General features: G+C 41.5%; 23 protein-coding genes, 3 tRNA genes and 1 pseudogene. 11 read left to right on the top strand and 16 right to left on the bottom strand.

The window, feature by feature from the left end:
• A complete protein-coding gene (locus DIU38_RS14735) occupies positions 1-1,950 on the top strand; it encodes a sigma 54-interacting transcriptional regulator (RefSeq protein WP_112652150.1) in 1,950 nt (649 codons plus the stop codon).
• A 67-nt stretch (positions 1,951-2,017) separates the two neighbouring features.
• On the opposite strand, the gene DIU38_RS14730 is transcribed toward DIU38_RS14735, so the two are convergent.
• Positions 2,018-3,175: a trans-sulfuration enzyme family protein gene (locus DIU38_RS14730; RefSeq protein WP_112652149.1), complete on the bottom strand. Its 1,158-nt coding sequence runs from the start codon at positions 3,173-3,175 to the stop codon at positions 2,018-2,020.
• Between the two features lie 2 nt (positions 3,176-3,177).
• Positions 3,178-4,506 (bottom strand): APC family permease, encoded by a 1,329-nt coding sequence (locus DIU38_RS14725; RefSeq protein WP_112652148.1) that lies wholly within the window; start codon positions 4,504-4,506, stop codon positions 3,178-3,180.
• A 399-nt stretch (positions 4,507-4,905) separates the two neighbouring features.
• On the opposite strand from DIU38_RS14725, the gene DIU38_RS14720 reads away from it, so the two are divergent.
• From DIU38_RS14720 to DIU38_RS14710, 3 genes and pseudogenes are all read left to right on the top strand, one after another.
• Complete coding sequence (locus DIU38_RS14720) at positions 4,906-5,937, top strand: LacI family DNA-binding transcriptional regulator (RefSeq protein ID WP_208057809.1); 1,032 nt, start codon at positions 4,906-4,908, stop codon at positions 5,935-5,937.
• A gap of 342 nt (positions 5,938-6,279) precedes the next feature.
• Positions 6,280-6,951, top strand: coding sequence for a basic secretory protein-like protein (locus DIU38_RS14715; protein ID WP_091171233.1), 672 nt, complete (start codon positions 6,280-6,282; stop codon positions 6,949-6,951).
• A 166-nt stretch (positions 6,952-7,117) separates the two neighbouring features.
• Positions 7,118-9,405: pseudogene (locus tag DIU38_RS14710) on the top strand (GH92 family glycosyl hydrolase).
• 155 nt (positions 9,406-9,560) lie between these two features.
• Here DIU38_RS14710 and DIU38_RS14705 read toward each other — a convergent pair.
• Both DIU38_RS14705 and DIU38_RS14700 read right to left on the bottom strand, forming a co-directional pair.
• Positions 9,561-10,637 (bottom strand): DNA polymerase beta superfamily protein, encoded by a 1,077-nt coding sequence (locus DIU38_RS14705; protein WP_112652146.1) that lies wholly within the window; start codon positions 10,635-10,637, stop codon positions 9,561-9,563.
• Positions 10,634-11,389, bottom strand: coding sequence for a nucleotidyltransferase domain-containing protein (locus DIU38_RS14700; protein ID WP_167516185.1), 756 nt, complete (start codon positions 11,387-11,389; stop codon positions 10,634-10,636). Before DIU38_RS14700 ends, DIU38_RS14705 begins: the two co-directional genes overlap by 4 nt.
• 488 nt (positions 11,390-11,877) lie before the next feature.
• Between DIU38_RS14700 and DIU38_RS34470 the strand changes: the two genes are divergently transcribed.
• The gene (locus DIU38_RS34470; protein ID WP_262714361.1) at positions 11,878-12,009 is read left to right on the top strand and encodes a hypothetical protein; all 132 of its coding nucleotides are present in this window, start codon (positions 11,878-11,880) and stop codon (positions 12,007-12,009) included.
• A 288-nt stretch (positions 12,010-12,297) separates the two neighbouring features.
• On the opposite strand, the gene DIU38_RS14695 is transcribed toward DIU38_RS34470, so the two are convergent.
• Complete coding sequence (locus tag DIU38_RS14695; protein ID WP_112652143.1) at positions 12,298-13,869, bottom strand: TROVE domain-containing protein; 1,572 nt, start codon at positions 13,867-13,869, stop codon at positions 12,298-12,300.
• Positions 13,870-14,289: 420 nt separating this feature from the next.
• Here DIU38_RS14695 and DIU38_RS14690 point away from each other — a divergent pair.
• The 3 genes from DIU38_RS14690 to DIU38_RS14680 all read left to right on the top strand — a co-directional run bounded on the left by DIU38_RS14690 (position 14,290) and on the right by DIU38_RS14680 (position 14,529).
• A tRNA-Pro gene (locus DIU38_RS14690) sits at positions 14,290-14,363 on the top strand.
• Positions 14,364-14,376: 13 nt separating this feature from the next.
• Positions 14,377-14,449, top strand: a tRNA-Ile gene (locus DIU38_RS14685).
• Positions 14,450-14,455: 6 nt separating this feature from the next.
• Positions 14,456-14,529, top strand: a tRNA-Cys gene (locus DIU38_RS14680).
• A 601-nt stretch (positions 14,530-15,130) separates the two neighbouring features.
• Here DIU38_RS14680 and DIU38_RS14675 read toward each other — a convergent pair.
• Positions 15,131-15,922: an NIPSNAP family protein gene (locus DIU38_RS14675; RefSeq protein WP_112652142.1), complete on the bottom strand. Its 792-nt coding sequence runs from the start codon at positions 15,920-15,922 to the stop codon at positions 15,131-15,133.
• Between the two features lie 192 nt (positions 15,923-16,114).
• Between DIU38_RS14675 and DIU38_RS14670 the strand changes: the two genes are divergently transcribed.
• Positions 16,115-16,801 (top strand): DUF2461 domain-containing protein, encoded by a 687-nt coding sequence (locus DIU38_RS14670; RefSeq protein ID WP_112652141.1) that lies wholly within the window; start codon positions 16,115-16,117, stop codon positions 16,799-16,801.
• A 3-nt stretch (positions 16,802-16,804) separates the two neighbouring features.
• On the opposite strand, the gene DIU38_RS14665 is transcribed toward DIU38_RS14670, so the two are convergent.
• Positions 16,805-17,122, bottom strand: coding sequence for a hypothetical protein (locus DIU38_RS14665; RefSeq protein WP_112652140.1), 318 nt, complete (start codon positions 17,120-17,122; stop codon positions 16,805-16,807).
• A 124-nt stretch (positions 17,123-17,246) separates the two neighbouring features.
• On the bottom strand, positions 17,247-17,402 hold the full coding sequence (locus DIU38_RS14660; protein ID WP_112652139.1) for a lmo0937 family membrane protein: 156 nt from the start codon (positions 17,400-17,402) through the stop codon (positions 17,247-17,249).
• A gap of 161 nt (positions 17,403-17,563) precedes the next feature.
• On the opposite strand from DIU38_RS14660, the gene DIU38_RS14655 reads away from it, so the two are divergent.
• Entirely contained in the window at positions 17,564-17,899 is a 336-nt protein-coding gene (locus DIU38_RS14655) for a hypothetical protein (RefSeq protein ID WP_112652138.1), read from the top strand.
• Between the two features lie 86 nt (positions 17,900-17,985).
• On the opposite strand, the gene DIU38_RS14650 is transcribed toward DIU38_RS14655, so the two are convergent.
• From DIU38_RS14650 to DIU38_RS14635, 4 genes are all read right to left on the bottom strand, one after another.
• Positions 17,986-19,119, bottom strand: coding sequence for a glycoside hydrolase family 76 protein (locus tag DIU38_RS14650; RefSeq protein ID WP_112652137.1), 1,134 nt, complete (start codon positions 19,117-19,119; stop codon positions 17,986-17,988).
• Positions 19,120-19,491: 372 nt separating this feature from the next.
• Positions 19,492-20,925, bottom strand: a complete 1,434-nt coding sequence (locus tag DIU38_RS14645) for a tetratricopeptide repeat protein (RefSeq protein WP_112652136.1) — start codon at positions 20,923-20,925, stop codon at positions 19,492-19,494.
• Positions 20,926-21,009: 84 nt separating this feature from the next.
• Positions 21,010-21,189 carry a hypothetical protein gene (locus DIU38_RS14640; RefSeq protein WP_112652135.1) on the bottom strand — a complete coding sequence of 60 codons (180 nt, stop codon included), beginning with the start codon at positions 21,187-21,189 and terminating at the stop codon, positions 21,010-21,012.
• A gap of 233 nt (positions 21,190-21,422) precedes the next feature.
• Positions 21,423-22,025, bottom strand: a complete 603-nt coding sequence (locus tag DIU38_RS14635) for an NUDIX hydrolase N-terminal domain-containing protein (RefSeq protein ID WP_112652134.1) — start codon at positions 22,023-22,025, stop codon at positions 21,423-21,425.
• Positions 22,026-22,398: 373 nt separating this feature from the next.
• On the opposite strand from DIU38_RS14635, the gene DIU38_RS14630 reads away from it, so the two are divergent.
• Positions 22,399-22,992, top strand: a complete 594-nt coding sequence (locus DIU38_RS14630) for a dihydrofolate reductase family protein (RefSeq protein ID WP_112652133.1) — start codon at positions 22,399-22,401, stop codon at positions 22,990-22,992.
• Between the two features lie 132 nt (positions 22,993-23,124).
• On the opposite strand, the gene DIU38_RS14625 is transcribed toward DIU38_RS14630, so the two are convergent.
• The 4 genes from DIU38_RS14625 to DIU38_RS14610 are packed head-to-tail and all read right to left on the bottom strand — an operon-like array spanning position 23,125 to position 26,073.
• Positions 23,125-23,808 (bottom strand): hypothetical protein, encoded by a 684-nt coding sequence (locus DIU38_RS14625; protein WP_112652132.1) that lies wholly within the window; start codon positions 23,806-23,808, stop codon positions 23,125-23,127.
• A gap of 42 nt (positions 23,809-23,850) precedes the next feature.
• Positions 23,851-24,594: an AAA family ATPase gene (locus DIU38_RS14620; protein ID WP_112652131.1), complete on the bottom strand. Its 744-nt coding sequence runs from the start codon at positions 24,592-24,594 to the stop codon at positions 23,851-23,853.
• Between the two features lie 27 nt (positions 24,595-24,621).
• Positions 24,622-25,401 (bottom strand): hypothetical protein, encoded by a 780-nt coding sequence (locus tag DIU38_RS14615; RefSeq protein WP_112652130.1) that lies wholly within the window; start codon positions 25,399-25,401, stop codon positions 24,622-24,624.
• 42 nt (positions 25,402-25,443) lie between these two features.
• A complete protein-coding gene (locus DIU38_RS14610) occupies positions 25,444-26,073 on the bottom strand; it encodes a hypothetical protein (RefSeq protein WP_112652129.1) in 630 nt (209 codons plus the stop codon).
• Between the last annotated feature and the right edge of the window lie 21 nt (positions 26,074-26,094).

Here is a 26,094-nt window from a genome sequence, read left to right as displayed (position 1 = left end):
ATGAACAAAAAGATATTAATAGTTGAGGATGAGTCGCTGGTGGCGTATGATCTGAAATTAATATTAACCCGCGCCGGTTATAAAGTTTGCGGCATTGCCGATTCTGTATCCGAAGCCTTGGAGATCATTGAGGAGCAAAAACCGGAAATGGTATTACTTGATATATTTTTAAAGGGTAGCCTGAACGGTATCGACCTTGCCAAAGTGCTCACTTCAAAAAATATAGCATTTGTATACCTGTCGGCTAATTTTCAGGAAAGTATCCTGGAACGGGCAAAGGCTACGCAGCCCTATGGTTTTTTGGTAAAGCCATTCCGCGAAAAGGAGTTGCTGATAACCCTGGATGTTGCTTTTTACCGACATCAAAACAGTATCGAATCAAAATTGCGCCAGGAGCAGGCCCTGGAGCAGGTGTTTAAAAATATTGTTGCCGAACCGATAAACTGGAAACAGAAGCTGTTGAAAATAGCAATGAGCATCCAGCCGCATGTACCGTTTGATTATTTGACCGTTACTATGAAAAATGATACGGGTTTTCCTGATAACGCCCTCTCATTTTTACGCACAGGGTTTGATGAATACCAGGTTATTGGCAAGGATGAATTGGTAAACATCATAAAAACAAACAAGGCACAATTGAGCCAGATGCAGGAAGACAGTCCGCGGATAACCAAGGCTGATTTTTATAATGCTGCTAATTTTGTTAAGATTTGGCCGCAGTTTCCCGTTAAAAAGCTTATTGCCCAGTTTTTTAATATGCAATCGTTTTTAGGATTGCCTTTGCTTTCGTCAGGAGGGGATGTTATTCATTTTTCGTTTTACAGCCGCAAAACCGACTGTTATACCCATGATCATTTGATCTTGTTAGATCGGCTGCACAGATTATTACTGAGCACGGTGGAGGAGATCATCCCATTTGATGTGCCTGAGCCGTCACTAACGAGGGTTGATAAATTAGGCCAAAATCAATTGAGTGAAAAAAGCAAAGTTGCAGGTTTTAAAGATATTATCGGTAAAAGCCATCAGATGCTCACCGTACTTGACCACATTGGCATAGTAGCTCCGCTTGATACATCGGTATTGGTTTTAGGCGAAAGCGGTACAGGTAAGGAGCAGATAGCTAAGAGTATCCACTATCTGTCGCCTCGTAAAAACAAGCCTTTGGTAGTGGTAAACTGTGCCTCCATGCCGGCGACCCTGATTGAGTCCGAACTGTTCGGGCATGAAAAAGGTGCTTTTACGGGAGCTGTTGAAAAGCGTACCGGCAAATTTGAACTGGCCGATGGCGGTACTATTTTCCTGGATGAGATAGGTGAAATGCCGGCCGAATTACAGGTTAAGCTATTACGTGTTTTACAGGAGCAGGAGATTGAACGCATTGGCGGCAGAGGCCCGGTGAAGATCAACGTACGCATAGTTGCGGCTACTAATCGCAACCTTGAAAAAGAAGTTGAAGAAGGCCGCTTCCGGCTCGATTTATATTACAGGCTGTTTGTGTTCCCGATCATAATTCCACCTTTAAGAGAACGTAAAGATGATATCCCGGTATTGGCTAATCATTTTCTGGCACGTTACGCGCAAAAGATCGGTAAAGCGGTAACGGGGATCTCAGCAAACGTAATGGCCCAACTGCTTGAATACCACTGGCCGGGCAACGTGCGCGAGCTGGAACATTTTATTGAACGCAGTATCCTGTTAACGGATGGCCCGGTAATAAAAGACGCTTACCTGCCCAAGCTGCAGGGAAAAAAAGAAAGCCCTGTTTATGCCGAAATGCCGACCGACAGATTAAAAACCATTGATGAACACGCCCGCGACCATATTTTAGATGTACTGAAACGTTGCAATGGCAAAATAAGCGGTAAGGATGGGGCAGCTTCTAAATTAGGTTTGCCGCCATCAACCCTGCATTCAAAAATGCAAAAGCTGGGCATAAAAAAATGGGAATGAATGTTTGAAATTGAACAGTATTTATTTCCAAACCAAACAATAAATCCCGGCGCGGGGCCGGGACTGCTTACTTTTCTAAAGCCTGTTTAATATCCGCTATCAAATATTGAGGATCTTCCAAACCAATATACATCCGGATTAATTGATGATGGTCGTTATCCGCCGAATATTCATCCTCACTAAAAGAGGCAATGGCCGGCACAACAAGACTTTCATGGCCTCCCCACGACACTGCAAGTAAAATATGTTTCAGGCTGTTGCAAAACCTTTCAATTTTATTAAATGAACTGTGTTTTAATATGAGGCTAAATAAACCTCCGCAGCCCTGCATTTGTTGGCTAACTAAATCGGCCTGATTGAATTTGGGACTAAAAGGCCAGATCACATCCTGTACAGCCGGATGAGAGGCAAGCCATTCTGTAATGATCCTGGTACTTTCAAAACTGCGTTGCAGCCGGAGCGGGAGCGTTCTTAATCCCCGCAAAAGCAGCCATGCCGAGTGGGGCGACAGCGCCGGGCCGGTATTCATGAACTCGTGATCAAAGATTTTTTTAAGCACAGCTTTGCTGCCGGTAAGCACACCTGCCACAACATCCGAATGGCCGCCAATATATTTGGTAGCTGATTGCGCCACAAGGTCAACCCCCATAGATATTGGTTGCTGGTAAAGGGGGCTGCAATAGCTGTTATCAATCATGGTTATGATACCTCTTGATTTCGCAAAATCGGTCACTTTCCTGATGTCCTGCAGCTCATAGCAAAATGTGTTAGGGCTTTCGAGGTAAATTAGGCGTGTTTGCGGAGTTGCGGCTTGTCCAAAATTTTCAAAAACTGTTCCGTCAATAAATGTGGTTGTAATGCCAAATTTGGGTAAAAAGTCTTTAAATAATTTAATTGTCCAACTGTACAGGTTATCCACGGCTATAATATGATCACCGGATTTTAACAGCGATAAAATGGGGACACTTATAGCACTGATACCGCTGCTGAACAGCAGGGCGTCTTCAGCCCCGTCTAACGCGGCAAGTTTTTTCCTGAGGATATTAAGTGTCGGGTTTTGTCCCCTTGAGTACAGGCTGCTTTCAAATTCGTCACTCATTGCCTCCCTAAGCCCGGCAACATCTTTAAAACTGAAGTTGCTTGATTGCATAATTGGCGGCGAAACGGCGTTAAAGTAGTTTTCTCTTTCCTCCCCAAGCTCATTTAAAATAAATGACAAATCCATAATTAAAGTATAGTGTTAGGTTTTTGGCTTCGTTTTGTGATATAGTAAATAATAAGGCCGGCAATAAAAGCACAAATGCATATTAAAGCAGCCTGCGGGTTTTCAATAAAAATGCTGATAGTAACAAACCAATAAGTGGTAATAAATATGACAGGTATAACAGGGTACCACTTCATGATATAGATGCCGGTATTATTGAGCTGTTTGGTTTTACGCCGCAAAATGAAGATGGTTATAGCTGCAGTTGAAAGCCCAATTGTATCAAAAAACATTACATAATTTAATATGGTTTGAAACGAATTGGCAAAAAACAGGATAATGAGCACCGCGCCAACAAAAAAGCTCAATCCAAACTCCTGTACCTGGGTTTGGCTGTTTACACGTTTAAAGCGGGCAGGTAATATACCATCTTCGGCCATGGCATAATAAACACGCGGATTGGCCATAATATTAACGTTAACGAAAGCCAGTACCGAAACAAACATCAGCAGCGATACTATTTTATATCCCGCAGCACCAAACAAAACCCCTGCAAGGGTTGCCGCTAACGTAGTTTTATGCTGTAGCCCGCTAATGCCTAAAACCGAATAATAGGCAAAGTTGATAAGCATGTATAATGATATCACGGTAGCTATCCCAAAAAATATAGCCTTGGGGATATTGATCTTCGGGTTTATAATATCGCCTCCAAAATTTATAGTTTGCTGGTAACCGCCATAGGTGAAAAATACAGCTACCAAACTTATTCCGAACGCGCTTATATTGGTATTATTATGATATGCGATAACTTCTTTGGTAGTATTGATGTTACCTTTAAATACTGCCGCACACAAAATCAGGATCATGCCTATTTTAAAAAGGGTAAGCACATTTTGTGTGCGTGCACTCATTTTAATGCCCAGGTAGTTTATAATATATAAAACAACTACGGAAGTTATAGTCATGATTTTGATGCCCGCATCGTTTTGCAGGCTTTGTGGCATAATAATGGGGTTAATGTATTCCGCGCCTATAAGCGCTACGGCAGCAACGGAGGCCGCGTTGCTTATTACCAGCACCCAATTGATCATAAAGGCAAAAGCCGGGTGAAAGCAGTACGAAAAAACCTTGTAAAAGCCACCGGTGGTGGGGTAGCGGGCGCCAATTTCGGCAAAGGTGAGCGCCCCGCACAGGCTTACTGCTCCCCCAAGCAGCCAGGCTCCGAAATACAAAAGAGGTGTGCTTGAGTTTTTTGCTACTTCTGCCGGTGCTGCAAAAATGCCCATGCCTATTACCAGGCTCACAACAATCATTGAAAGATCAAAGCGGTTGAGTTTCGGGGTTATACTCATGAAGTTTTAAAATACCAATTAATCAGGGAAAACACAAAATCTAAATTTAGCATTAATTTGTTAGCAATTGATACGATGAAAGCTTTTATACACAGGTCTTCTATTTTAATTTTTTAATGATCTTAATGAAAGTTTATAACTGTATTGCAATAAATTGTTGTTGAAAAGGTCGAAAATGGAAGCCATACGCTATATTTACCAGTCCGGTTTTAAATGTTTATATTATAAGGTTAAAATATTGGCAATTAGCAAAATTAACTTGCCGGGTTTGATTGAAAAAAAAGCAAAAAGTTGAATTTTGACAGAGATACCTGTTTGACGAATTGCCGGTTTAACATAAAAATTGATAAGACTTTAAGATGTCGGGCATACTAAACCTTAAACCTGAATTTAAAAACGATGATGAAAAAAAAAATATCCATTAAGGATATAGCCAAACTTACCGATACATCAATAACTACTGTTTCATTTGTTTTAAATGGCAAGGGCCGTATTAGCAAAGAGATCAGTAAGAAGATATTGGATGTGGCCCAAAAAAATGGTTATGAACCTAATCGTATGGCGGTTGGTTTGCGTACGGGTGTTTCAAAAGTTATCGGACTGATAGTGGAGAGCATTGGCGGGCCGTTTTTTGGAGAGATGGCAAAGGTAATTGAAGAGGAGGCTGAAAAAGACGGCTATCGTATTATTTATTGCAGCACCAATAATAACCTGCAAAAAGGCAAGGACATGATCAGGATGCTGAGCCAGCAACTGGTTGATGGTTATATTATTACCCCGATGAAAGGGCTGGAAAAAGATATCCAGAACCTGGTTGATAATGAAAAGCCTGTAGTGCTCATTGACGGATATTTCCCCGGGACAAGCATCCCTCATGTGCTGGTTGATAATTATGCAAGCGCTTATAACGCGGTTGATTGTTTTGTACGATCGGGATATAAAAATATCGGGATGGTAACTGCCGACCTCGGGCTGATCCAGCTAAACGACCGGAGCCTGGGCTATAAAGCTGCTTTAAAAGATAATAACCTGAAAGATAGCAGTAAGATGGTTTTAAAGGTTCCCTTTGATATGGACAAGAATGAAGGAGTTGAGGCTGTTAAAGCATTTATTGAAAAGCAAAAACAAATGGATGCTGTTTTCTTTACCACCAATTATTTGGGTACCATGGGTTTGCAGGCCATCAAAGATCTTAAGCTTAGTATCCCGGATGATTTGGCCGTGATAAGTTTTGATGATAATGAAGTGTTTAGTCTATACCCGCCGGGTATTACTACCATACAACAACCTACTTACGACATTGCAAAATCGGCAATTGATATTTTAATGGCGCAAATCAACACACACAAACTTGATGCTTCAAAAATTGATCTGAAGATCCCGTCGAAACTGATTGAGCGGGGATCAACCCTGTCGAAGGCTACAGCGTGACAATAGTTTAGTATTGGGGCCACTAATTTCCTTAAAAATCATTTGGTAAAACGTTTTATTTAATTAGCTTTGAACATTGATGCTGCTCACCTGGTTAGTTAGAACCGGTTGAGGTAGTTGGGGGGCTAACTCCACCATAGTTCAACTGCTTCATAGTTCTTTTTCGATAATATTGTTTAATTAATAAAACGCCTGTTGTTTGAAGAGCAACAGGCGTTTGTTTTTGAATAAATTGAAAGGGAACTATTAATAATATTACAGCGTAATATGCTTTAATGATAAAACGTTTTATCTATATTTGGATGGTTTAATTATTATCAATCGTAAAAACCAAAACTATTCATGAAAAAAATATTTATTTTCTCACTATTCTTAATTTCGGGCTTGTTCATGGGTTTGAATGCCAATGCGCAGGAAGTTTTTAAACAAAAAGGCTACCAGGTAACTTTTATCAGTAAGGATGCTGCATTTAGCACAGATTTGAAAGACAGGCTGATCAAAACCTTTTTTGAAGTGTATCCAAAACTTTCAAAGGAGTACAACAAAAAAACATCTAAAAAAGTAACGTTTGTTATCGACACTGCTTATGACGGCGTAGCTGCTACCGGAAATGATACCGTAGTATTCAGCGCGAAATACATGACCAAACATCCCGGCGATATTGACGTGGTTACTCACGAAGTAATGCACATTGTACAGGCTTATGGCAACAGCGATGGCCCCGGATGGTTAACCGAAGGGATTGCTGATTATGCCAGGTTTAAATTTGGAGTAGACAACGCCGGGGCCAAATGGGCATTGCCAGCATTTAAATCAACCCAAAACTATGATAATGCATATCGCGTAACTGCACGCTTTTTGGTATGGGCAGAAAAAAACGCGAAGCCCGATCTGGTAAAAATACTTGATAAGCAACTGCGTGAGCATACTTTCACCAACGAGAGTTGGAAAAATCTAACAGGTAAAACAGTGGATGAATTGTGGGCCGCTTATGCTTTAAATCCCGCGGTTTAAACCGTTTTTTACAGGTATCTGTAACAAATACCACGTACTCCCATATTTAGCGGGCTGCTTTACATAAATTAGTTGCTTTGTTAAAAAAAAGATTACAAGGCCAGCGGCCACGACGCAGAATTTCCTCGTATATGAGAGGAAAAAATGAATATACTTAAAGATTACAATGAGAAGATTACTTACAGCATTATTAATAGGTACGGCCGTTTATAGCCAGGCTCAAACCAAAACAGAAAAGCTGGTTGATTATGTTAACCCTATTATAGGCACACAACGTATGGGGCATACCTATCCGGGAGCAACGGTACCTTTTGGTATGGTGCAACTAAGCCCCGAAACAGACACTGCCAGCTATGAAAAGGACGGTCATTACAATCCGGATGTATATAAATATTGTGCAGGATATCAGTATGACGATAAAACGATAGTAGGCTTTAGTCATACCCACTTCAGCGGTACCGGTCACTCAGATTTGGGCGACTTTTTAATTATGCCAACCGTTGGGGTTTTAAAACTCAATCCGGGTGTGGCCGATAAACCAGGCAGCGGCTACCGTTCGGCATTTTCGCATCAGAATGAGGTTAGTGGTGCCAATTATTACAAGGTGAAGCTGGATGATCATAACATCACTGCCGAGTTAACGACTACAGCGAGAGTTGGTTTTCACCAATATACTTTTCCTAAGTCAGATCAGTCGCACATTATCCTTGACCTCATGGCTGGGATCTATAACTATCCCGATAAAAACGTGTGGACTTACCTTAAAGTAGTTAATGATTCAACTGTTGTTGGCTTCCGCCAAACTAATGGCTGGGCCCGTACACGTACGTTGTATTTTGCCATGAGTTTTTCAAAACCTTTTTATCAGCATGGCTATAAAAAGTTTGATAAACGTGAAGTATACGGTGGTTTCTGGGGTAAATTCAATCAAACCAAAAACTTCCTGAAATTGCCGGCAGGCAGATCCGTACATACTTCGACTTTAAAACAGAAGAAGGGGAGAAGATTAAGATCAAATTTGCAATATCTCCTGTAAGTATGGATGGTGCGATGAACAACATGCGCACCGAAGCACCGGGCTGGGATTTTGATAAAGTAAAAAATGATGGTCAGCAACTTTGGGAAAAAGAACTGCACAAAATAGAGATTGCCGGAAGTAAAGAAACCAAACTGAACTTCTATACTTCTATGTATCATACCATGATCAACCCAACGTTGTACATGGATGCCGATGGTCAATACAAAGGCCTTGACCAAAATGTGCACAAGGCAGATGGTTTTACTAACTACACTACATTTTCGCTTTGGGATACCTACAGGGCGTTACACCCGCTGTTTAACATCATTGAGCCGAAACGTAACGCGGATATGATCCAGTCGATGTTGGCGCACTTTGATCAAAGCCCGGAGCATATGCTGCCGGTATGGTCAAATTCGGGTAACGAAAACTGGTGTATGAGCGGTTATCACAGTGTTGCAGTAATTGCAGATGCTGTAATAAAAGGCAATGTAAATTTTGATGCTAACAAAGCGCTTGATGCCTGCGTTGCTACAGCCCGTCACCGCGATTATGAAGGTATTGGCGAGTATATGGATAAAGGCTTCATCCCTGATGAAAAAAGTGGCGTATCGGTGTCTTCAACCCTGGAGTATGCTTTTGACGACTGGGCCATTGCTCAGCTTGCAAAAAAACTAAACAGAAACGATATCTACGAGGAGTTTATCAAGCGCTCAGAAAACTATAAAAACGTTTATGACGCCTCAATAGGTTTCATGCGCCCAAAACTGGCCAATGGTTCATTCAGGACTAAGTTTGACCCGTTGAGCACCATTAACGAAGGTTTTATTGAAGGTAACAGCTGGAACTATACCCTGTTCGCTCCGCAGGATCCCGAAAGCCTGATCAAACTGATGGGGGGCGATAAGCGCTTTGTACGTTACCTGGATTCATTGTTTACCATGAACCTGCCTGATAAATATTTTGCCGAAACAGAAGATATTACCCGCGACGGCATTATCGGTAACTACGTGCACGGCAACGAGCCGTCGCACCACGTAGCCTACCTGTACAACTGGACAGATAAACCATGGAAAACGCAAGAACGCGTACGCATGATTTTACCGATGATGTACAAGCCAACCCCCGACGGTTTAGGAGGCAATGATGATACAGGCCAGATGAGCGCCTGGTACATATTCACCTCACTTGGTTTTTACCCGGTTGCTCCGGGTTCAGATCAATATTCAACCGGCAGTCCAGCTGTTGATCATGCGGTGATCAATCTGGATAACGGTAAAAAGTTTACGATCAACGTGAAAAATCAAAGCGCTAAAAACGTTTATGTGCAAAAGATGGTATTAAACGGCAAACCGCTTGATAAGTTGTTCATCAGCCATGATGAGATCATGAATGGTGGTGAGATCACTTTTTATATGAGCGCCAAACACAAGTAGTGATCAGAGGTTAGTGATTAGAGATCAGCCAAAAGGGCCGTTCCTAACTGGAATGGCCCTTTTCGATTTTAAGGTGTGGTTAAAATTGATCAGCTATGATAATGTATCAGAAAAACGTCATTGCAACGACGTTTTTAATAGCTATAATACTTAAATTAAAACTGATTACTGTGGTAAAATTCAGCTCTTATTTGCAATAAAATGTCTTCGGCCTTTTGCAGGTCCGGTTTATCAGGTAGGGTAGAGGCTCGATACGTTTCATTGATTTGCTCCATTTTTTCGTCAACCATATTCATCAGTGCATCAAATTCAAACTCGCCGTTGCGTATTTTTAGCAGGAAATCCCTGTCGGGCCGGTTTACGATTACATGGCCGCATTGTGCTATTTCTCCGGCCATATTGAGCAGGCGAAAAGTGTGCATCATGTTTTTGGCATCGTAGCTTTTGCCGTGCAATAACGTGCTTTGATAGCGCGCCTCATTTCTCTTTGCTTCCCACTCGCGGTACTCCTTAAACTCTTTACAGTATACCGAATAGCTATCTTTATTAAAGTTCATCACCGCCAGATGTTCTACTCCTTCGGGTACGGGGCTCAGTTGTACATCATCAGCGTCGGCACCAGATGTTATTCCCCTGAAGTAGCCTGCCTTCAATTGTTTTTGGTGATAAAGTAGGTATACATCCCTGAAATGGTCCAGGTTTACCAAGCCGCAAGCCTGCTGTTCAAAATTATTTTCCTTAAGCCAGTCTTTTAGCGGGATGCTACCGTTATTATGGATCACATAGCAAAAATCCAATACAGATCTCCGTTCCTCATCCATCGGCTTATTGATCTTTTTGTTTAAACCGCGGGCCTTTTTTATTTGCGAATGTGCATATCCTGCAAAGGTATCCAGGCAAAGTTTCGACAGAAAATCTTCCGGCTTTACCAAGTCCATCAGCGGATGGCGGTACAATACAAATTGACTGGGCGTGCTTAATAACTCCAGTATATTGGGATTGTTTTTGGTTAGCAATTCCAGAAAACGCCTGATTTCAAAATAAACCTCGTCGTTAGTATTATTGGCAACCTGATCGGTTTGGGTAAAGCCATACAATTGCTTTTGAGGCATGATAAATATGCCTTTCTTATCCGTATCTGAGCCTTTAACGTTGAGATTATAAGCAGTGCTCCCGCTGATACAATCAAGCAGGAGCAGTTGCGGGTTTTGTTGCAGATGATCAAAGGTCATTGTAATATGTATTTTCTGAACAGTCGGTTCAATTCGTGTGGTTGCTTTTTTTCAGATGACAGCAGAGATATCTGCTGTTGGCAATAAGCCAGCATATCCTGCAGCCAGGTTTGTAATAGCGGTACTGGCTGTATCAACGTTTTTTCATCTGCTGTTTGCTTCTGAACAAGCAGGTCGTCTACGGTATTCTGAAAATGCGTGTCGGTTATCAAACTTCTTAGTTTGCTAAACTCCATAGGTGGCACTGTTTTACGGTCGACTATCCAAAGGCAGGCCAGTGTTGATCTTAGTGCATAAAAATAGCGTTTCAGTTTAACTTCGCTTCCCTGCAAATCATCTCGCAAGGTATTAAAAACCAATGACGAATAGTGGTTGGCCGATGCCCTTGGCGAAAAGTATTCCGACATTATGTTCCTTATCTCATTGGCAAAATCACTGGCTTCACGGTAAACTATAGGTGATTGTATCCATTCAAACAAGGATATGTTTGACTTCAGGAATAGCTTCAATGTTTTACGTATATCCCAGCCGCGTATATCCAGCACATCATTTATAGGCAGGTCTATAAAATCGGGCATATCTGTTATACTGAGGTAATAGTTTACCGGGCGGGCGTATATAAAACGCACATCGAAGTCACTGTCGGGTGAGGCAAAGCCCCAGGCCCGGCTTCCGGACTCGCAGGTATAAAGTATTTTTATGTTTTCGGTCTGCTCCAATTCAAGTAGTTTTTGTTGTATAGTATCAGTCATGGTTTTAATGTTAAAAGTTAAAAATGAAAGAGCTACTGGCAGCAGGTGGCTTTCAGGATTCGAACCTGTCTTCATGTATTGCTACATGTTTCAACCAACGAAGTAACACCCGCTTACGGCATCTTCCATTACTTATTCCCCAAAGGGGATGTTTTTGTTTAAAAATCATGGAATAAAGAGCAACAATTGACAAGTGCTGTGATTTTGCGTGACAGGCGAAGTAACACTTATCTACGGCATCTTTATTCCTGATTGCAACAGGTTTAGGTAAAAAAGTTTTAATGAACAACAGCTTAAAGGCAATTGCCAACAAGTGGTTCAGTCGTCCCATGCTCTAAACTTAATCTCTAAGCTACCTTAGCTTGCGGCTAAAGGCCGGGCTTTTACCGGCGACCTTGGGGTTAAAAAGCGAAGTAATACTTGTTTACGGCACTTTAACCTGTTGTTCATTTAAAAATAAGGGCGATGGTCAACAAATCTTCTGCATTATGCTCTACCAACTGAGCTACCGCGGTTACCAGCGGGCCGGGCTCGAACCGGCGACCCTAACGTCCCTAAACGAAGTAGTACTTGTTTACGGCACCTTATTTATTTTCAAAATTTTAAAAGAAGGGCAATAAGCTATAAGTGCTTGCTTACACCGTGTTTTAACCATCTCAACTACCCTTTCGGGGCCGGACTCGAACCGACGTCTCAGTTTTGGAAATCGAAGTAACACTTATAAACGGCACCTTCTGTATAAAGAGCAAAGGCGGCAAGAGACTTAGGGGACTTGCATGCGAGGACTCGAACCTCCATCATGGCTTTCGCCACAATGCCCTCCCCATTATTGGCTGCGAAGTAACTCTCGCCTACGGCATCTTTATTTTTTTAAGTGCAAGGATGTTAGCTAACATTCCTGCACATTTCTATAAATCTATATTGTTAATAATGTTCAGTGCTGAGCTTCCGTTTTCGATTGCTGCTAACACATCAAAAACTTTATCGCTCCAGCCTGCAATTAAATACACATCGTTTTGCAACAGCTGCAATGGTGCCTGTCCATAACCCGCCAAATCAAACAGGTACAGTTTTGCCTTTGGCGCAATGTGTTGTTTATAATAAACCCATTGCTCCTGGATGTGGTTGTTACCGCCATTACTGTTCCATAACTGGCAGTCAGTAAATAACATTACCTTATCCATTTGCACGCGGCGGGTACTTAGGTCATGGATAACCAGGTAACCATTGGTAGAGTAGCCCACTTCACCTTCGCGGCGGTAAAACTCCTGCACGTTGCCTAAAATATTACCGCGAGGCACTGTAATGGTTTTCCAGAAGTTACCAAACATACCCACTTCTACATTTTTACAACGCGACTGCAACAACATCGCCAGCATTAAACCAATATCATACAGCAGCACTTTTGATTTTGCCGAGATCGGTTTCTGCATGGAACCAGACACGTCGCAGGCCAGCAACACACGGGTATTTTCATCAAAGCCCCTGATATTGGCAGCGCTTGCCTGTACTGCTTTTTCCAAAGCATCCAGCAGTTCGCCGGTATAGCCTTTGTTGCCTGTTATGGCTGCTTTGGCCGCCCTTGCAATGTTTTGTACCGCAGATGCAGGTGTTATCAGCTCACGGTAAGCCGCCAAATAACGAAATGGAAACTGTTTGGCTTTAGCCACCTGTTCGCCATCGGCAATGGTTGTGCACACTTTTTTAAAGTGGGCATAGCTTACACCGGCTTCCTGTATATTACGCAGGTTACGCAGCAAAGCCATATAACCTATTTTACCACTGTCAATCAGTTCTTCCCATTTGGCACGGAACGCTATCGCTTTAGCTTCCGCACTGTCAAAATTCAGCTGGCCAAGGGCCGAGAGTTCTGTTTCCCAGGTGTAAGGCGTTTGCAGTTCGTTCGCTGCTATCTTGTTAAAGATCTGCTGCTGCAAATCATCTTTGGCACGTGGGTGTACCAGGAACAAAGCATCACGCATTTTTATGGCGCCATCGCGGTTATATTTGGCAAACTGGTATTCGTCAAAGCGGTTAAACGCCTGCGATAAACCTTTTTGCATTTGCTTTGACAAGCGGTTGAGCTTTTTAGTGCCTTTACGCTGATTTAATGTTTCGTAGCAGGCCAGCAATTCGGTGATCTCATCTGCGCGACCGATAACCCCGTCGGTAACCCGGGCAACCAGATCGTTGCCCGAGTGCAGCTTAGCCAATTCGGTAACCAGCACCAGCGGTACCGAACGCATATACATTTTGGTACGTGCATAAACTGCCAGTTTACCAACAAATACCGGGTTGCATTTAGCTATCAAGTTGCGCAGGCGCTCCATACGTGCCTGGTCTTTTTCATAAAAGGTGTCGTTTAAGCTCCAGGTTACCACCGTGGTGTACAATTCCAGTTCGGCACTCATGGTAAAGGCTTTTGCACCTTCATGGTTTACCGTTTTGGTTTTTACTCTGCTTAACAGGTTGAATTTCATTTTGAACCTCCTTTATTTCGTTTTGTTGATACAAAGGTTAGAGGCTACTGCGCAGTGTATTTGCGCAGTGAAAAATATTTTTATTTTTTTCAGAACCTTGGTTTGTAGGATTAAAAGATGGACTTGATGCTTTAATGATTTGCAGAAATTGGGAAGCTTAAATGTTACTTTAGGGTTCTAACTCAAGTAATCCTTTAATCCTATGAATCAAGGTTCAAATCCAATTGAAAAAAAATATTTTTCATAATTATTTTTTAATTAAAATATTGTTTGTATCATTGCATTATGAAAACAACAATATGTATACAGTGTCCATCACCCATACTGATTTATCAGAGGAGATAGCTATGTATATATAGTAAGTATATAACGACATTGAAAAATCCTCTTAGATAAAACTAAGGGGATTTTTTGCTTTACAGGGTAGTATATCAATTGGTCAGATTACCACATTTGGGATGTAGAGGTTCCCGGTTCGAGTCCGGGTTACCCTACTGATTTACAGCTGGAAATATAGCTCAATGGTAAGAGCAGCACCCTTATACGGTGTCGGTTAAAGGTTCAAGTCCTTTTATTTCCACAACATGGCCGGTTGCCCGAGTGGTTCAAGGGAGTCCTCTGCAAAAGGAATGCTCGCAAGTTCGAATCTTGTACCGGCCTCTTTTATTTTTGCCTGCGTAATAGCATTACGCAGGGCCTTAACTTTCATAATTCCGGCGCAGAGCCGGGTATGGATAGTTATTGTTTTTATTTATTTAATAATATTTTAATGATATTTTATTGAGTATTTTTGATTTTTATAATGATTGATAAAAGGTCATGAGTCTCAGGAAAAATTGCGCTCCGTTTGGCCCTCTCAAAACCAGGGTCTTTTGGCTCTAACCAAGGCAATATTTATTTAAAACAAATGTTGAAACAGGCAGTAGGGGAATTAAGGGGAATATGGGTTTTGAAAAGGCTTAATATTTCCTCGTCAAATACATCCACAGATTATTTGCTGATAAATGGTTTATGCACTATCGAAGCCTTGCTCATGGTTTGTTTTATCTTGTACAAACGGGTAGCATTTGAAAGCGCTCTTTATAACCTCGTTTCAAGCCTTCTTTCAGAAGTTCAATCTCAGCCTCGCTGAGTGTTTACCTGTTTGCCTCCATATCGTGGCTAATAAATTTATGAAAAATATGCTGTATGATGAAATTCGAAAAGGCCGTTGATAAGCAAGACTTACGAAGTTTCCAAAACTTCGTAAGTCTGTAAAAAATTAAATCTGTGAATAAGTTGTTGGCATCAGCATAGTTGATGTTATTTTGCTCACCAGTAGGGCATCAGCATATTCCGGTACGGCGCTGATCTTTTTCCATTGCGGATCACTACCAAAAGCTTTCCAGTGAGCATTCTTGGCATCAAGGTCATCAAAGGTGATCATATAGGTAAGGTTAGGCCTTTGTGAACCTATTACGGTTTCGCCCCAAAAAACGGGCTTGAAACCGAGGCGTTTAAATACGTCTATTTCGCCTTCATCATTAAACATTTCAATCTTCTTTTTACCTGCGGCTTCAGTTGCGCTTTGATACTGCCTCAACTCAAAGATCCTCGTTTTATTTTCAGGTGCTTCCAGGTGCGGCATGTGTACAAATGCTTTTAACAAAGAGCTTTCTATCCGTTCATAAGCAGGTGCAGCGGCCGGGGCATTAAGGTAAGCAGCGCCTTTGGCCTGCAGTTCTGCATCGCCGGCGAAACTATCGGTCACTGTTGCGAAATGGGCAAAACTGTTAAACTGCACCAGCACAAAAAGCCTGGTTTGACCTTCGGGCTTCATTTCGGTAAATACGCCTACATGTTTTACACCTAACCGGTTGAAGGCTGGTATAGCAGTATCTTTCAGGAAATCCTCTACCAGTTTTTGCTGTTCCGAATTTTTCAGGTTGTATACCCTTAGCTCATAGTATTCGGCAGCTTTGGGAGAAGTTTCTGTAGCTTTGCTCATGGCAGGTAAAACAGTTGCGGTAACACCGGTTAACAGGGTTGATTTAACAAAGGAGCGCCTTTTCATAGCAGGTTTGATTGTTTGGCTAAGATAGGTTTTTCGGCAAAAAACAAGTGTCACATTTTTGTTTTGAGGGGAAATCCGGTTGCTTAAGCATCATCCGAATGTATTATTAAACAGTGCAGGCGGAATCAATTTTGGACTGCCTGCAAATTTCTCTAATTTGGCTTTTCTGCTTTTTGCAGATCATTTTTAATTATGAGCCAGCTAATACTACCCGCCTCCACCTTTGATTTTATGAGGCAACTGAAACAGAACAATAACCGCGACTGGTTTTCGCAGCATAAAGAAACATACCAAGAGCAGCTTGAACTGGTGGAGGTTTTTACTGCCGGCTTATTGAACCTGCTCAATACGCATGACGTTATCGAAACGCCCAGCGCAAAAAAGGCCCTGCACCGCATCTACCGCGATATCCGTTTTTCAAAAGATAAAACGCCTTTTAAAACTAACTGGAGCGGGAATTTTAAACGGGCGGGAAAGCACCGCCGCGGTGGTTATTATTTTCACCTTGAACCGGGCAATACATTTATAGCAGGTGGCTTTTGGGCCCCGGATGCACCCGATCTTAAGCGGATCCGCGATGATATCGCTTTTGATGCCTCGCCGTTGAAGCAAATCATCGGCAGTACGGAGTTTACAAAAACTTTTGGCGTTTTAGAAGGCGAACAGCTGAAAACCGCACCCAAAGGTTATGCTGTAGATCATGAAGCTATTGAGCTGCTGCGTTATAAACAGTTTTTAGTAAGACGATGCTTTACCGATGAGGAGGCTTTACGCCCGGATTTCATCATAAAGGCTTCTGATACTTTTAAAAATATGCGCCCCTTTTTTGATTATATGAGCGATGTGCTCACTGCAAATGTAAATGGCGAGGAAGATTAACTATTAGTGCCTCGTTGAGCCGTCATTGGCCTCGGTGATCTTGCTTAGATTGTAATGCATCTGCCCGTTATGTTCTTCGCCCTTAATAAGACCTTTATTGTAAAGGCTGACAAGAGTGGTTTTAACCAGCGCGGTGACCTGTTCGTTCACAATGCCGGGCTGCAGGGTTTCCAACTCTTTCAGTACGCTATCTGCCGTACCTTCGCGAATTTGCGCCAGCGCATATATGGCTTTATTTTGCTGGGTATCCTGTGGATCAAAATGTGAAGGGATATGCAGTGGTTTATATTCTTCCCTGAATTCTTCGTCGCTTAATGTCATCGTAGTAAAACTTATAATAACACTACAAACGTTATTAAAGTTTGTGTGACATTTTTAGCTAAATCCCAAAACAATAAACGCGGGCTTGCGGCCCGCGTTCTGTTTTCTTATAAAAAAATAGTTTTTAAACTGTTGAAGGGCTTCTGATAATGCCAAGTAAAAATGAAATTACGGCAATTACCAATAAAGCATGAATTAATCCTGTTGCCGAATAGGCAAAAACACTGATCGCCCATCCTATTATCAGGATAACTGCGATGATATACAATAGTGATCTCATAGTTTGATGTTTTAGTTTGTTATATATAACACTTTAAAAATCGTGCCATAATTCAATCTTTATTGAAAAATATTATTTATACTGAAAGTAAATTAATTTTATAGAAATAATGATTGTGGCATCCCTCTTGCTATATTTTGATGTTATACTTAATGCTACATATGAAACCATTCTTTATTGCTATAGCTAAAAATTTAACTCTTCTTATAGTACCGGACAGTGATGCCCATGCAGACGGCCACCCGGTGCTAACCTATACTTATAGTATTTATCGCCGCGGTAAATCAACTGTAGCCAAGCTTAACCAGCCTGATAAGCTTTTACAGGCGAATAAAAAAAACAACCCCGATTACCTGGGTTATATCGCTTTTGAGCAACCGGGAAAAGTGTTTAGTTATGTTGCCGACGGTGAAAATGAACTGTCGCCCGATGAAGTTCTGGATGTGATTGAGGAGATCAATCATTTCAGGGATACCCCGCAATTGTGGACCATTTAAATTATTTATAAACACGCAAAACCGCGAAGGCGCAAAATAATTATTTTGCGCCTTCGCGGTTTGTGGGAGATTGCAGAGCGCAATGCTTATTTCTTAGTTGGCGGTATCAATTGCATGAAAGTTACAATGCTGCTGGCTTCATATGATTGAATATCGCCGGTTGGGGTAGGTACGGCGTAATTACGATAAGTAAGATTCCGGCCATCGCGATTATTCCAGCCTGTTTTAACATTGGTTTGAAGCCAGCTGAGGTATTGGCTTTGGGCACCCTCGTTGATCAGTTGCACTATATATTGCGCGAAGATAGCTTTCAGAACGCCCTGTTCGTTAAAATCTCCTTCGGCAGGTAATATACCGTTGGTGCACATATTGTTTTTTACATAATCGGCGTATAGTTTGGCATCGTTAAGGTAAGCTGCATCGTTGGTTTGTTTGTATAAGGCCATGGCTGCGCCAATTGCAGTACCTGAGTTATAAGTATAATCCTGGCCACCCGGAGGGTTATTGCCTATTTTGTTATCGTTCACTTTGCCCGATGCGTCAACCAAATTAGTTTTCGACCATGAATAGATAGATTTGGCCTTGTTGAGATAAGAAACATCCTTAGTGATATTATACAATTTCATGGCTGCTATAACGGTAGGGAAGTTGATACATGAGTTTTTTCCACTGTGCTGAAAATCCCAGAACATGCCGCCATCTACAGGGTCATAAGAGCCGTTCCAAACCCTGTCGAACCCGGATTTTGCTTTTTCAAGATAAGTGGCATTGCCGGTAAGCTGGTTGGCGCGCGCCAGGGCAATAACCCACCACATCATATCGTCGTAAATAAACCAAACGGTGGTGTTGTTCCAGTTGTAGCCATCGTAATGATTATAATTACCCTGGTATATATCGCCAATGCGGGTAAGCTGTGCAGCGGTTTTGGTACGCTCATAAACGTTCATGGCCATATCCCAGTAAATAGCCTGCGTCCATATAGCTGCAACGCCATCTTTTTTAGTGGTGCTGAAGTAAAGTTTATTATTTGAATCGTAAAAAGCGTTATTGAATGCTGTATAGGCAAGGTCGGCATCGGCACTGCTAAATCCGGTACTGTTATCGGTTTGGGTAGTATCTGTTCCCGGCTTAGCGGTAACGGGCGTAATATCCTTGCCCTTGCTGCAGCTTACAATAGTAATGAATAAGCTCAGGATCAAAAAGCGGATTGGTTTTTTCATATGATAAATGTTGGTTAGTAATAGGCTTATGTCTGGTAGCGGAATAAGGTAGTTATTCGCAGGCAAGGCAATTATAGGTTAAAAAACAACCGCTAACCAAGGTTTTAACCCACAAAAAATCATTAACCCAATTCTTAACCGTGATTTTAACCGGGGAAGGACACTGTTAAAAAGTGAATGTCAAACAAAAAATGTCATTGCGAGGAGGAACGACGAAGCAATCGCATGCTATACAGAGCCGATTTGCTTCCGTGCGATTGCTTCGTTCCTCGCAATGACATTTTTTTGGTGGATAATCTTATCTTGTAAACGCTTGTGTGCGATAGCAAAGCGATGTTTGAGTGAGGAAAACAGTAAGGAATTGTCTTACCCTTACGCGGGTTTACGTTTTGCGGCCGGTGGATTATTTCCCTTTTTCTCTGGCGAAGGTACCGCCGCGGTGGCCGTCGGAAGCTGGGGCTTATGTCCGTGTACCAGCCGCTCATGCATGAAGTGTGTAAGCTTATGATGGAATGGTACCAGCACGGAGGCCAGGCATACCAGGATCACCAACTCAAGTACGGGTAAATGGTTACTGAGGCGCTGCACAAAAGGATGAATAAACAGGGTTAGAAATTCAAAAGCCAGCAGCAGGCATAACACACTCATAAACTCAATCACCTTGCGGTGGGTACGGCTTTTGCTCAGCAGTAACACTACCAAAAAAAATGTCGGGATAAAAACAGCTATGCCTACCATTTGCAGATTAATTATCCGGGCCTCTTCTTCGCGGTGCTTTTCTTCGGCAATCTCTTCCTGCCGGGCTGCTTCGTTGAAACTTAGCGTTTGGATCTGCTTAATTTTTTCTGCATTGAACATACTATCTTTGGCGGCGAGTGCGGTTTTTAAATAAAGCAGTTCAAGGTGCTCATTTTTGCCCCGGTACACATCGGTAAGCAGGTTGCTGGCGTGAAAAATCCCCTCGGGATATAGCGCGGCTTTTGCAGCATTAAGGGCCAGCGTTGCATAATAGATGCTTGAATCGGCCATGCCTTTTTGCTTATAGAGTTGTGCTACGCTGTTATAGCTGTCGGCAAGGCTGTTTTGATCGTTTACTTTTGCAGCATAACTTATACTCACCCGGTAATAATCAAGCGCCAGGGCGGTGTGTCCCATTTTATAGTTAATGTCGCCTAAAATGGATAAAGTGTTAGGCATGGTAGCCGTATCTTTCAGGGTTTGCTTTATGGCATAAGCCTGCATCTCATAGTTTAAAGCCGAATCAACCTTGTTAAGCTTGATGTAGCAGTTGCCGATATTGGCCAGGATAATCCCCAGGCGCGCTGTTTCATGCAGTTCTTCGGCAACAGCTTTAGCCTTAAAATGGTAGGATAGGGCTTTTACGTTATCTAATTGGTCGGAGTAAATGATGCCTATATCGCTGAGACTTTTTAAAATACCCAGGCGGTCGTTAATTTCTTCGCGTATTTTTAGTGAGTTGAGCAGAAAAGAAAGGGCCTGGTCATACTTGCCGTTTTTCCATAAAACCACACCCAGGCGGTTCATGCAATCGGCCTCGCCTTTTTTGAACGAGAATTTGCGGGCCAGTTCAAGCCCCTGCTGCGCATAAATCAGCGCGCTATCAGGCCGGGTGGCCTGCAATTGTAAGCTTAATTGGCGTAATGGTTCAACACCCGCGGTATCATTTTTATGCCGGGCCGCTTCTGATCTTAACTGATTTATTATATTTTTTTGAGCATAGGTATCCGCGGCGATGCCGGTTAAAAGGCATACGCAAACCATTCCCTTTAGTATGTGGTTTAACATAAATTATAAAATAAAACAAAGCCCCAGTTTTTAGGAAGGGGATAGATATACAGGGCAATGGTACCAGCCGGATAAAACAGTTTCCTAACTATCCATCGAAGGTTCTTCAGCTGCATCATCCGGGTCGGGCGAAGCTACAAATCCGTCGGCGGCTTCGTCTTCGGGCTCAAGCCCTGTTTCATTATCAGCAAATCCCATTGAGGTATTTTTGTCCCTAAAACCCATAGAGGTGTTTTTGTCGAATGCTTTGGTTGATGTACTCATGGCTTTAATGTTTAAAAATCAGTTTGAGTTCAGTTAATGGCTAAGCGAGCAGGTATATAAATATACATTTATATTTTACTGATGGTCAAATCTTTACGCATTATGTGAAATGCTGTGCCGTTTTATGCGGATAGTTGCCGGTTTTGCGGAAAGTATATTAAATGAGACTGAAAAAAAGAAACCGTCAGCTCATAAAGGAGTGGATAAAATAGAAGTGACCGAAACAAATTTATTTACACTTGCGACAGGGCTTTTTTTCGATGAAGTAAGGCTTCTTTTACATATTCACCATGGTTTTTATGCCAGGTGGTTATTTCGGCCGGATCGACAAATTTTATTTCGAGGCTTTCTATGGATGTTTCGATATTGCCGCTAACGTATTTGCATAAATAAAGCACCACTACCGAACTATGGGGCTGCTGAAACTTTCCGGCGGGGACAGCGAAGAATTTAATGATCTCAACCGGTTCAACAATTAGCCGGGCCTCTTCCCAAAACTCACGTTTCATGGCTGTTTCCGGGTCTTCACCAATATCAACCCAGCCGCCGGGCAACCCCCATAAAAAGTCGTCGCTGCGGTGCTCAACCAACAGGCGGCCATGCTCATCAAACAAAATGCCGTTAACACCTACTTTAGGAGTAGCATAACCAAGGTCTTTGCGAAAGCGTTCCTTTAATACTTCGGTCTCCAGGCCGGTAAATTCGCTGTATTCCTGTGTGGCTATATCCAACAGCTTTTGATAGCGCTCCATATCGAAAGGGCTTTTGGTATACCTGATACCGGTTTGTGCCAGGGCATAGATGTTTTCAAGCAGGTCGATATAGTTCTTTTTCATATGGTGCCTGCAATATAGCTAACAGCTGATATAACCGGGGTAAAGAAATTATAAAATCATTGGTTAAAGATGTTTGCAGATGGAAGGAATTTATTACTTTTAAAAATCCTTGGATTTTCCTGTACCTGCTTCCTACCGATTAGGTTCGGGATATACGAGTTCGAATCTCGTTCTGGGCACACTTTATAGTTTCACGGCAATCTATAACTCTTGAGAGTTCGAGTCTCTCTTCGGAAATGAGTACTTTATTCTCTGTCGCATTCACCCTATCATTGGTCGCATATACACCGCAAGTATTATTGCCTTATTGCTGAGATTTGTATCATAATAAAAAACAAATTTTAAACATCAACCACATTGGGAGGTAAATCTTATGAGAAAGATAATCGTTTTAACATTCATGACATTAGATGGCGTAATGCAGGCACCGGGTGGCCCGGAAGAAGATCAATCAGGCAGTTTTAAATATGGCGGCTGGTCGGCACCTTTTATGGATGAAGTTTCGGGTAAGATTATGCAGCAACAGATGGAAGCGACAGATATTCTGTTAGGCCGAAAAACGTTCGACATTTTTGAGGAGTATTGGCCTAAACATGCAGATTACTGGCCAGGTATCAATGAGGTAACAAAATATGTGTTATCCAATACAAAGGATAAATCCGATTGGAGTAACAGCGTGTTCCTTACAAGCATAGAAGATATTAAAAAGCTAAAAGATTCAGAAGGTTCGGATATTAAAGTGTGGGGCAGCGGGGAATTGGTTAAGTTGTTACTGAGACATGACCTGGTAGACGAGCTTTGGCTCAAAATATACCCGGTACTTCTTGGCAAAGGAAAAACCATATTCAGTGAGGACACCGTGCCTACTACTTTGGAGGTAACAGAAAGCACCGTTACACCAAGCGGAGTGATCTTTGTTAATTACAAGCGCGCCGGAGAAGTTAAGACCGGTAATATGGGAGCTTAAATTGTCACAATTGTGTTTTAATAAAAGGGTGGACACTAATACAATAGTTTTATTAGAATCTTAAAAGGGTAGTTTGAAAATGATTGTATTACAGTGGTTTGTTTTGAGATTTGAATGACTTTGTGGAGGCGACTAATCGGTTGAAGAGGCAGTAATGAATGTTATTTTATTTGTTCTTGAATCATATATTGTCCAGCAAAAAGTGCCCCACCACTCTTTCCCGTCATCAAAATAGTTGCTCCAATTATCTGACCAGGAAATTATGTGTAGAAATTGAACATCAGAAATAGAATCACAACATAAAATCTTACTCAGGTAAGATTTTGTTATTGCAGAGTAGGCATCGTTTTCGCTTGCCTGGTAATCTTCACTTGCAAAATTGCCCCGTTTTTCAATCCTTAACCCATGCGGTGGATTTACCAGTGCCTTAGCAAAGCCTTTCTCAACCGTGTGATAGATAACCTTATTTTCACTATCGTAAGAAAATAGCTTGATTGTGCTTGTTGCAAAATCGAAGCCAACACCCAGAAAACTCTTGAAGTCTATTTTTTCGCCAGTTGGTTCTACCTCCGGGAAAATTTGAAACTTAAAATAATCATTGATGTTTAAATCGGGGGCGCGCAACCTAAATTGTAATCCAAACCTTTCCGCCAAAATCCCAATCCCCTTTTTTATGACTTCTTTAGAGGCTTTATAAATATCCGTTGGTGATTCTTCAAGATCAAAAATGACTGTTTCTAATATTACACCTAAATTCTCAAGATAATTAAGGAGTTCTTTTTGCTCTTGAGTATAATCGGTCTCTACTAATTTCACTGATGTTTGATTTATAATTTTCTATAATTCGTATGAAACTATCTATTCCCCAAATAGGATCCGCGTCATTTCGGCATGGTTATTCAGGAAGTGTCTGGTAACCATGTAATGTTCCGTTTCCTCATATTGTACCTGCTTTATGCCCGAATCGTCTAACTGGTAAATGGTTGCGCCCGGGTAGGCTAATAAAATAGGAGAGTGGGTAGCGATAATGAATTGTGAGTTTTCATTCACAAGCGTATTGATGAGCGAGAGTGCCGCCATTTGCCGGTTGGGCGATAAGGCAGCCTCGGGCTCATCAAATATGTAAAGCCCGTTGCCGGTAAGCCTGTTGGTTAGCGTAGCCATGAACGATTCGCCATGTGAGCATTCATGAAGCGACCTTACTCCGTATTGCCTTTCAAAGGTACCTTTATCATTTTCATAAACATCTTCCATATAAGTAGCCAGGTTGTAATAGCTTTCGGCCCGGAGAAAGAAGTAATCAGTTGGCTTTTTGAAGCTTTTTATACTGGTTGAGTAATTGAAAAGTTTCGAAGAATTATTATGCGTTTGAAACCGGGCATTTTTTGAACCGCCCTCTGTACCGAAACCCATATGCAAAGCTATGGCCTCAATTAAGGTTGACTTCCCCGAACCATTTTCGCCAATAATAAAAGTAACATCGCGATGGAACTTTAACGACTTTAGGCTCCTGATGGAAGGGATGTGAAATGGATAGGCATCAAAAGATGGTACCGTATCGCGTTTCAGTTGGATTTCTTTGAGGAAAGGTTTGACTTCCATAGTAGCATAAAGATAAGGATTGATAGATTATACTCGGAATAGCTTAATTAGGCTGCGATATATTATCCACACGAAAGGGTAACACATAGCAATTCCAAATACCAATAACGATAAAGCATACATATCTCTATTGAATTTATATTCTAAATTGGGTTTTGCAATAATTACTATTTCGGCCCCCAATATTAGCGTGTATAAGACCAATTTAATGGTAAATTTGTGCGCGGCAGCGGTTTGCTTTTGCTCCTTGGCATAGGCTTCATTTTCCTCGTTAACTTGTTGAATTGCGTTGAATTTATGCGTTTCAGTTCGCTCAGTTATTGTAGGCCATTCATGGTAATTATGAAGGGTGAAATCTTTGTATAAAATTAAAAAATCCAATATATCGGTGCGCAGATTATCAAAATGTTCCGGACGAAATGCCTCTTGGAACTCATCGCAAAATTGATATAACATGCCTTTTTCGTAACCGGCCATCGTATCATTTGAAGCAATGCGGTCCATGATATTACATGCTTGCTGTAATTCCAAATTACTGCTATTGAGTTTATGATAAATCAAGCCAAGTAACGCGTTGCCAATAATAGTGGCATTACTGATACTTATTTCATCTTTTATAAGCATCATTGCTTCTGTAATACTCCTGCTCATTGAAAGTTCAATGAAAAAGTAATCAGGAATATCCTCTGTAGCTATGATAATATCATCAGCCCATTTTACTACATCGGCTTTAGGAATAAGTCCCCATTGTAGCCCCCAATAAAATACTTCAAGCAGGAGGTTGTATGATTGTGGTGTTGTGGGCATTTAATGATTTGTGATTGAGGTATAAGTTAATCAAGTAAACTTTTAAAGCAATCCACAGCCATTCTTCATGGCATCGAAATAGTTTTTGTAATAATATTCCTTATACTTTGTGTGGAATTTAATAAAATTATCAGTGCGAGAATCGATATGTTGAAACGCAAACTCGTAATCAAATACAGATGTACAATTATCCATTATTAATTTAAACTTTTTTAAGTGTTCAGATCCCTCTTGAATTTCGCCATCAGAGAAACTATGAAAAGAAAAAGGGTCGGAATAATTTGAATCTGCATGTGCAAATTTTTTATCTCTGTCTCCTTTGAGTTTATTAAAAAAGTCTGAGGCTCTAATCTCTGATAGGAGATCTAAGTTGAGTTCGTGCTTTTGCTTGAAGTTATCTCCGTGATTTTTAAAAACAGTAATTGACAGCTTCTCTAAACTTGCATAATGATTTGTGGGATATTGTTCTTTATTTAATTCCATCAGCTTTATATATTCCATAGTAAACATATAATGCAATGAGACGCGATAGAAATCAAATGGTGGGCCATTAACTAATTCGATCTCGTTCGGGGTTCTCGCTCTATTAATAAAAGAAATCTCCGATAATGATTTAAATGACCGTTGTAAACTTGCTTCAACAAAATGAAAATTTTCAATTTCTTGTTTCATGATTTCTTGTAAACTAATACG

Source organism: Mucilaginibacter metallidurans, from assembly GCF_003286435.2.
In the GTDB taxonomy this organism is placed as follows: domain Bacteria; phylum Bacteroidota; class Bacteroidia; order Sphingobacteriales; family Sphingobacteriaceae; genus Mucilaginibacter; species Mucilaginibacter gossypii.
The sequence above is the reverse complement of the archived record's forward strand: the minus strand, read 5'-3'. Positions and strand labels throughout refer to the sequence as shown.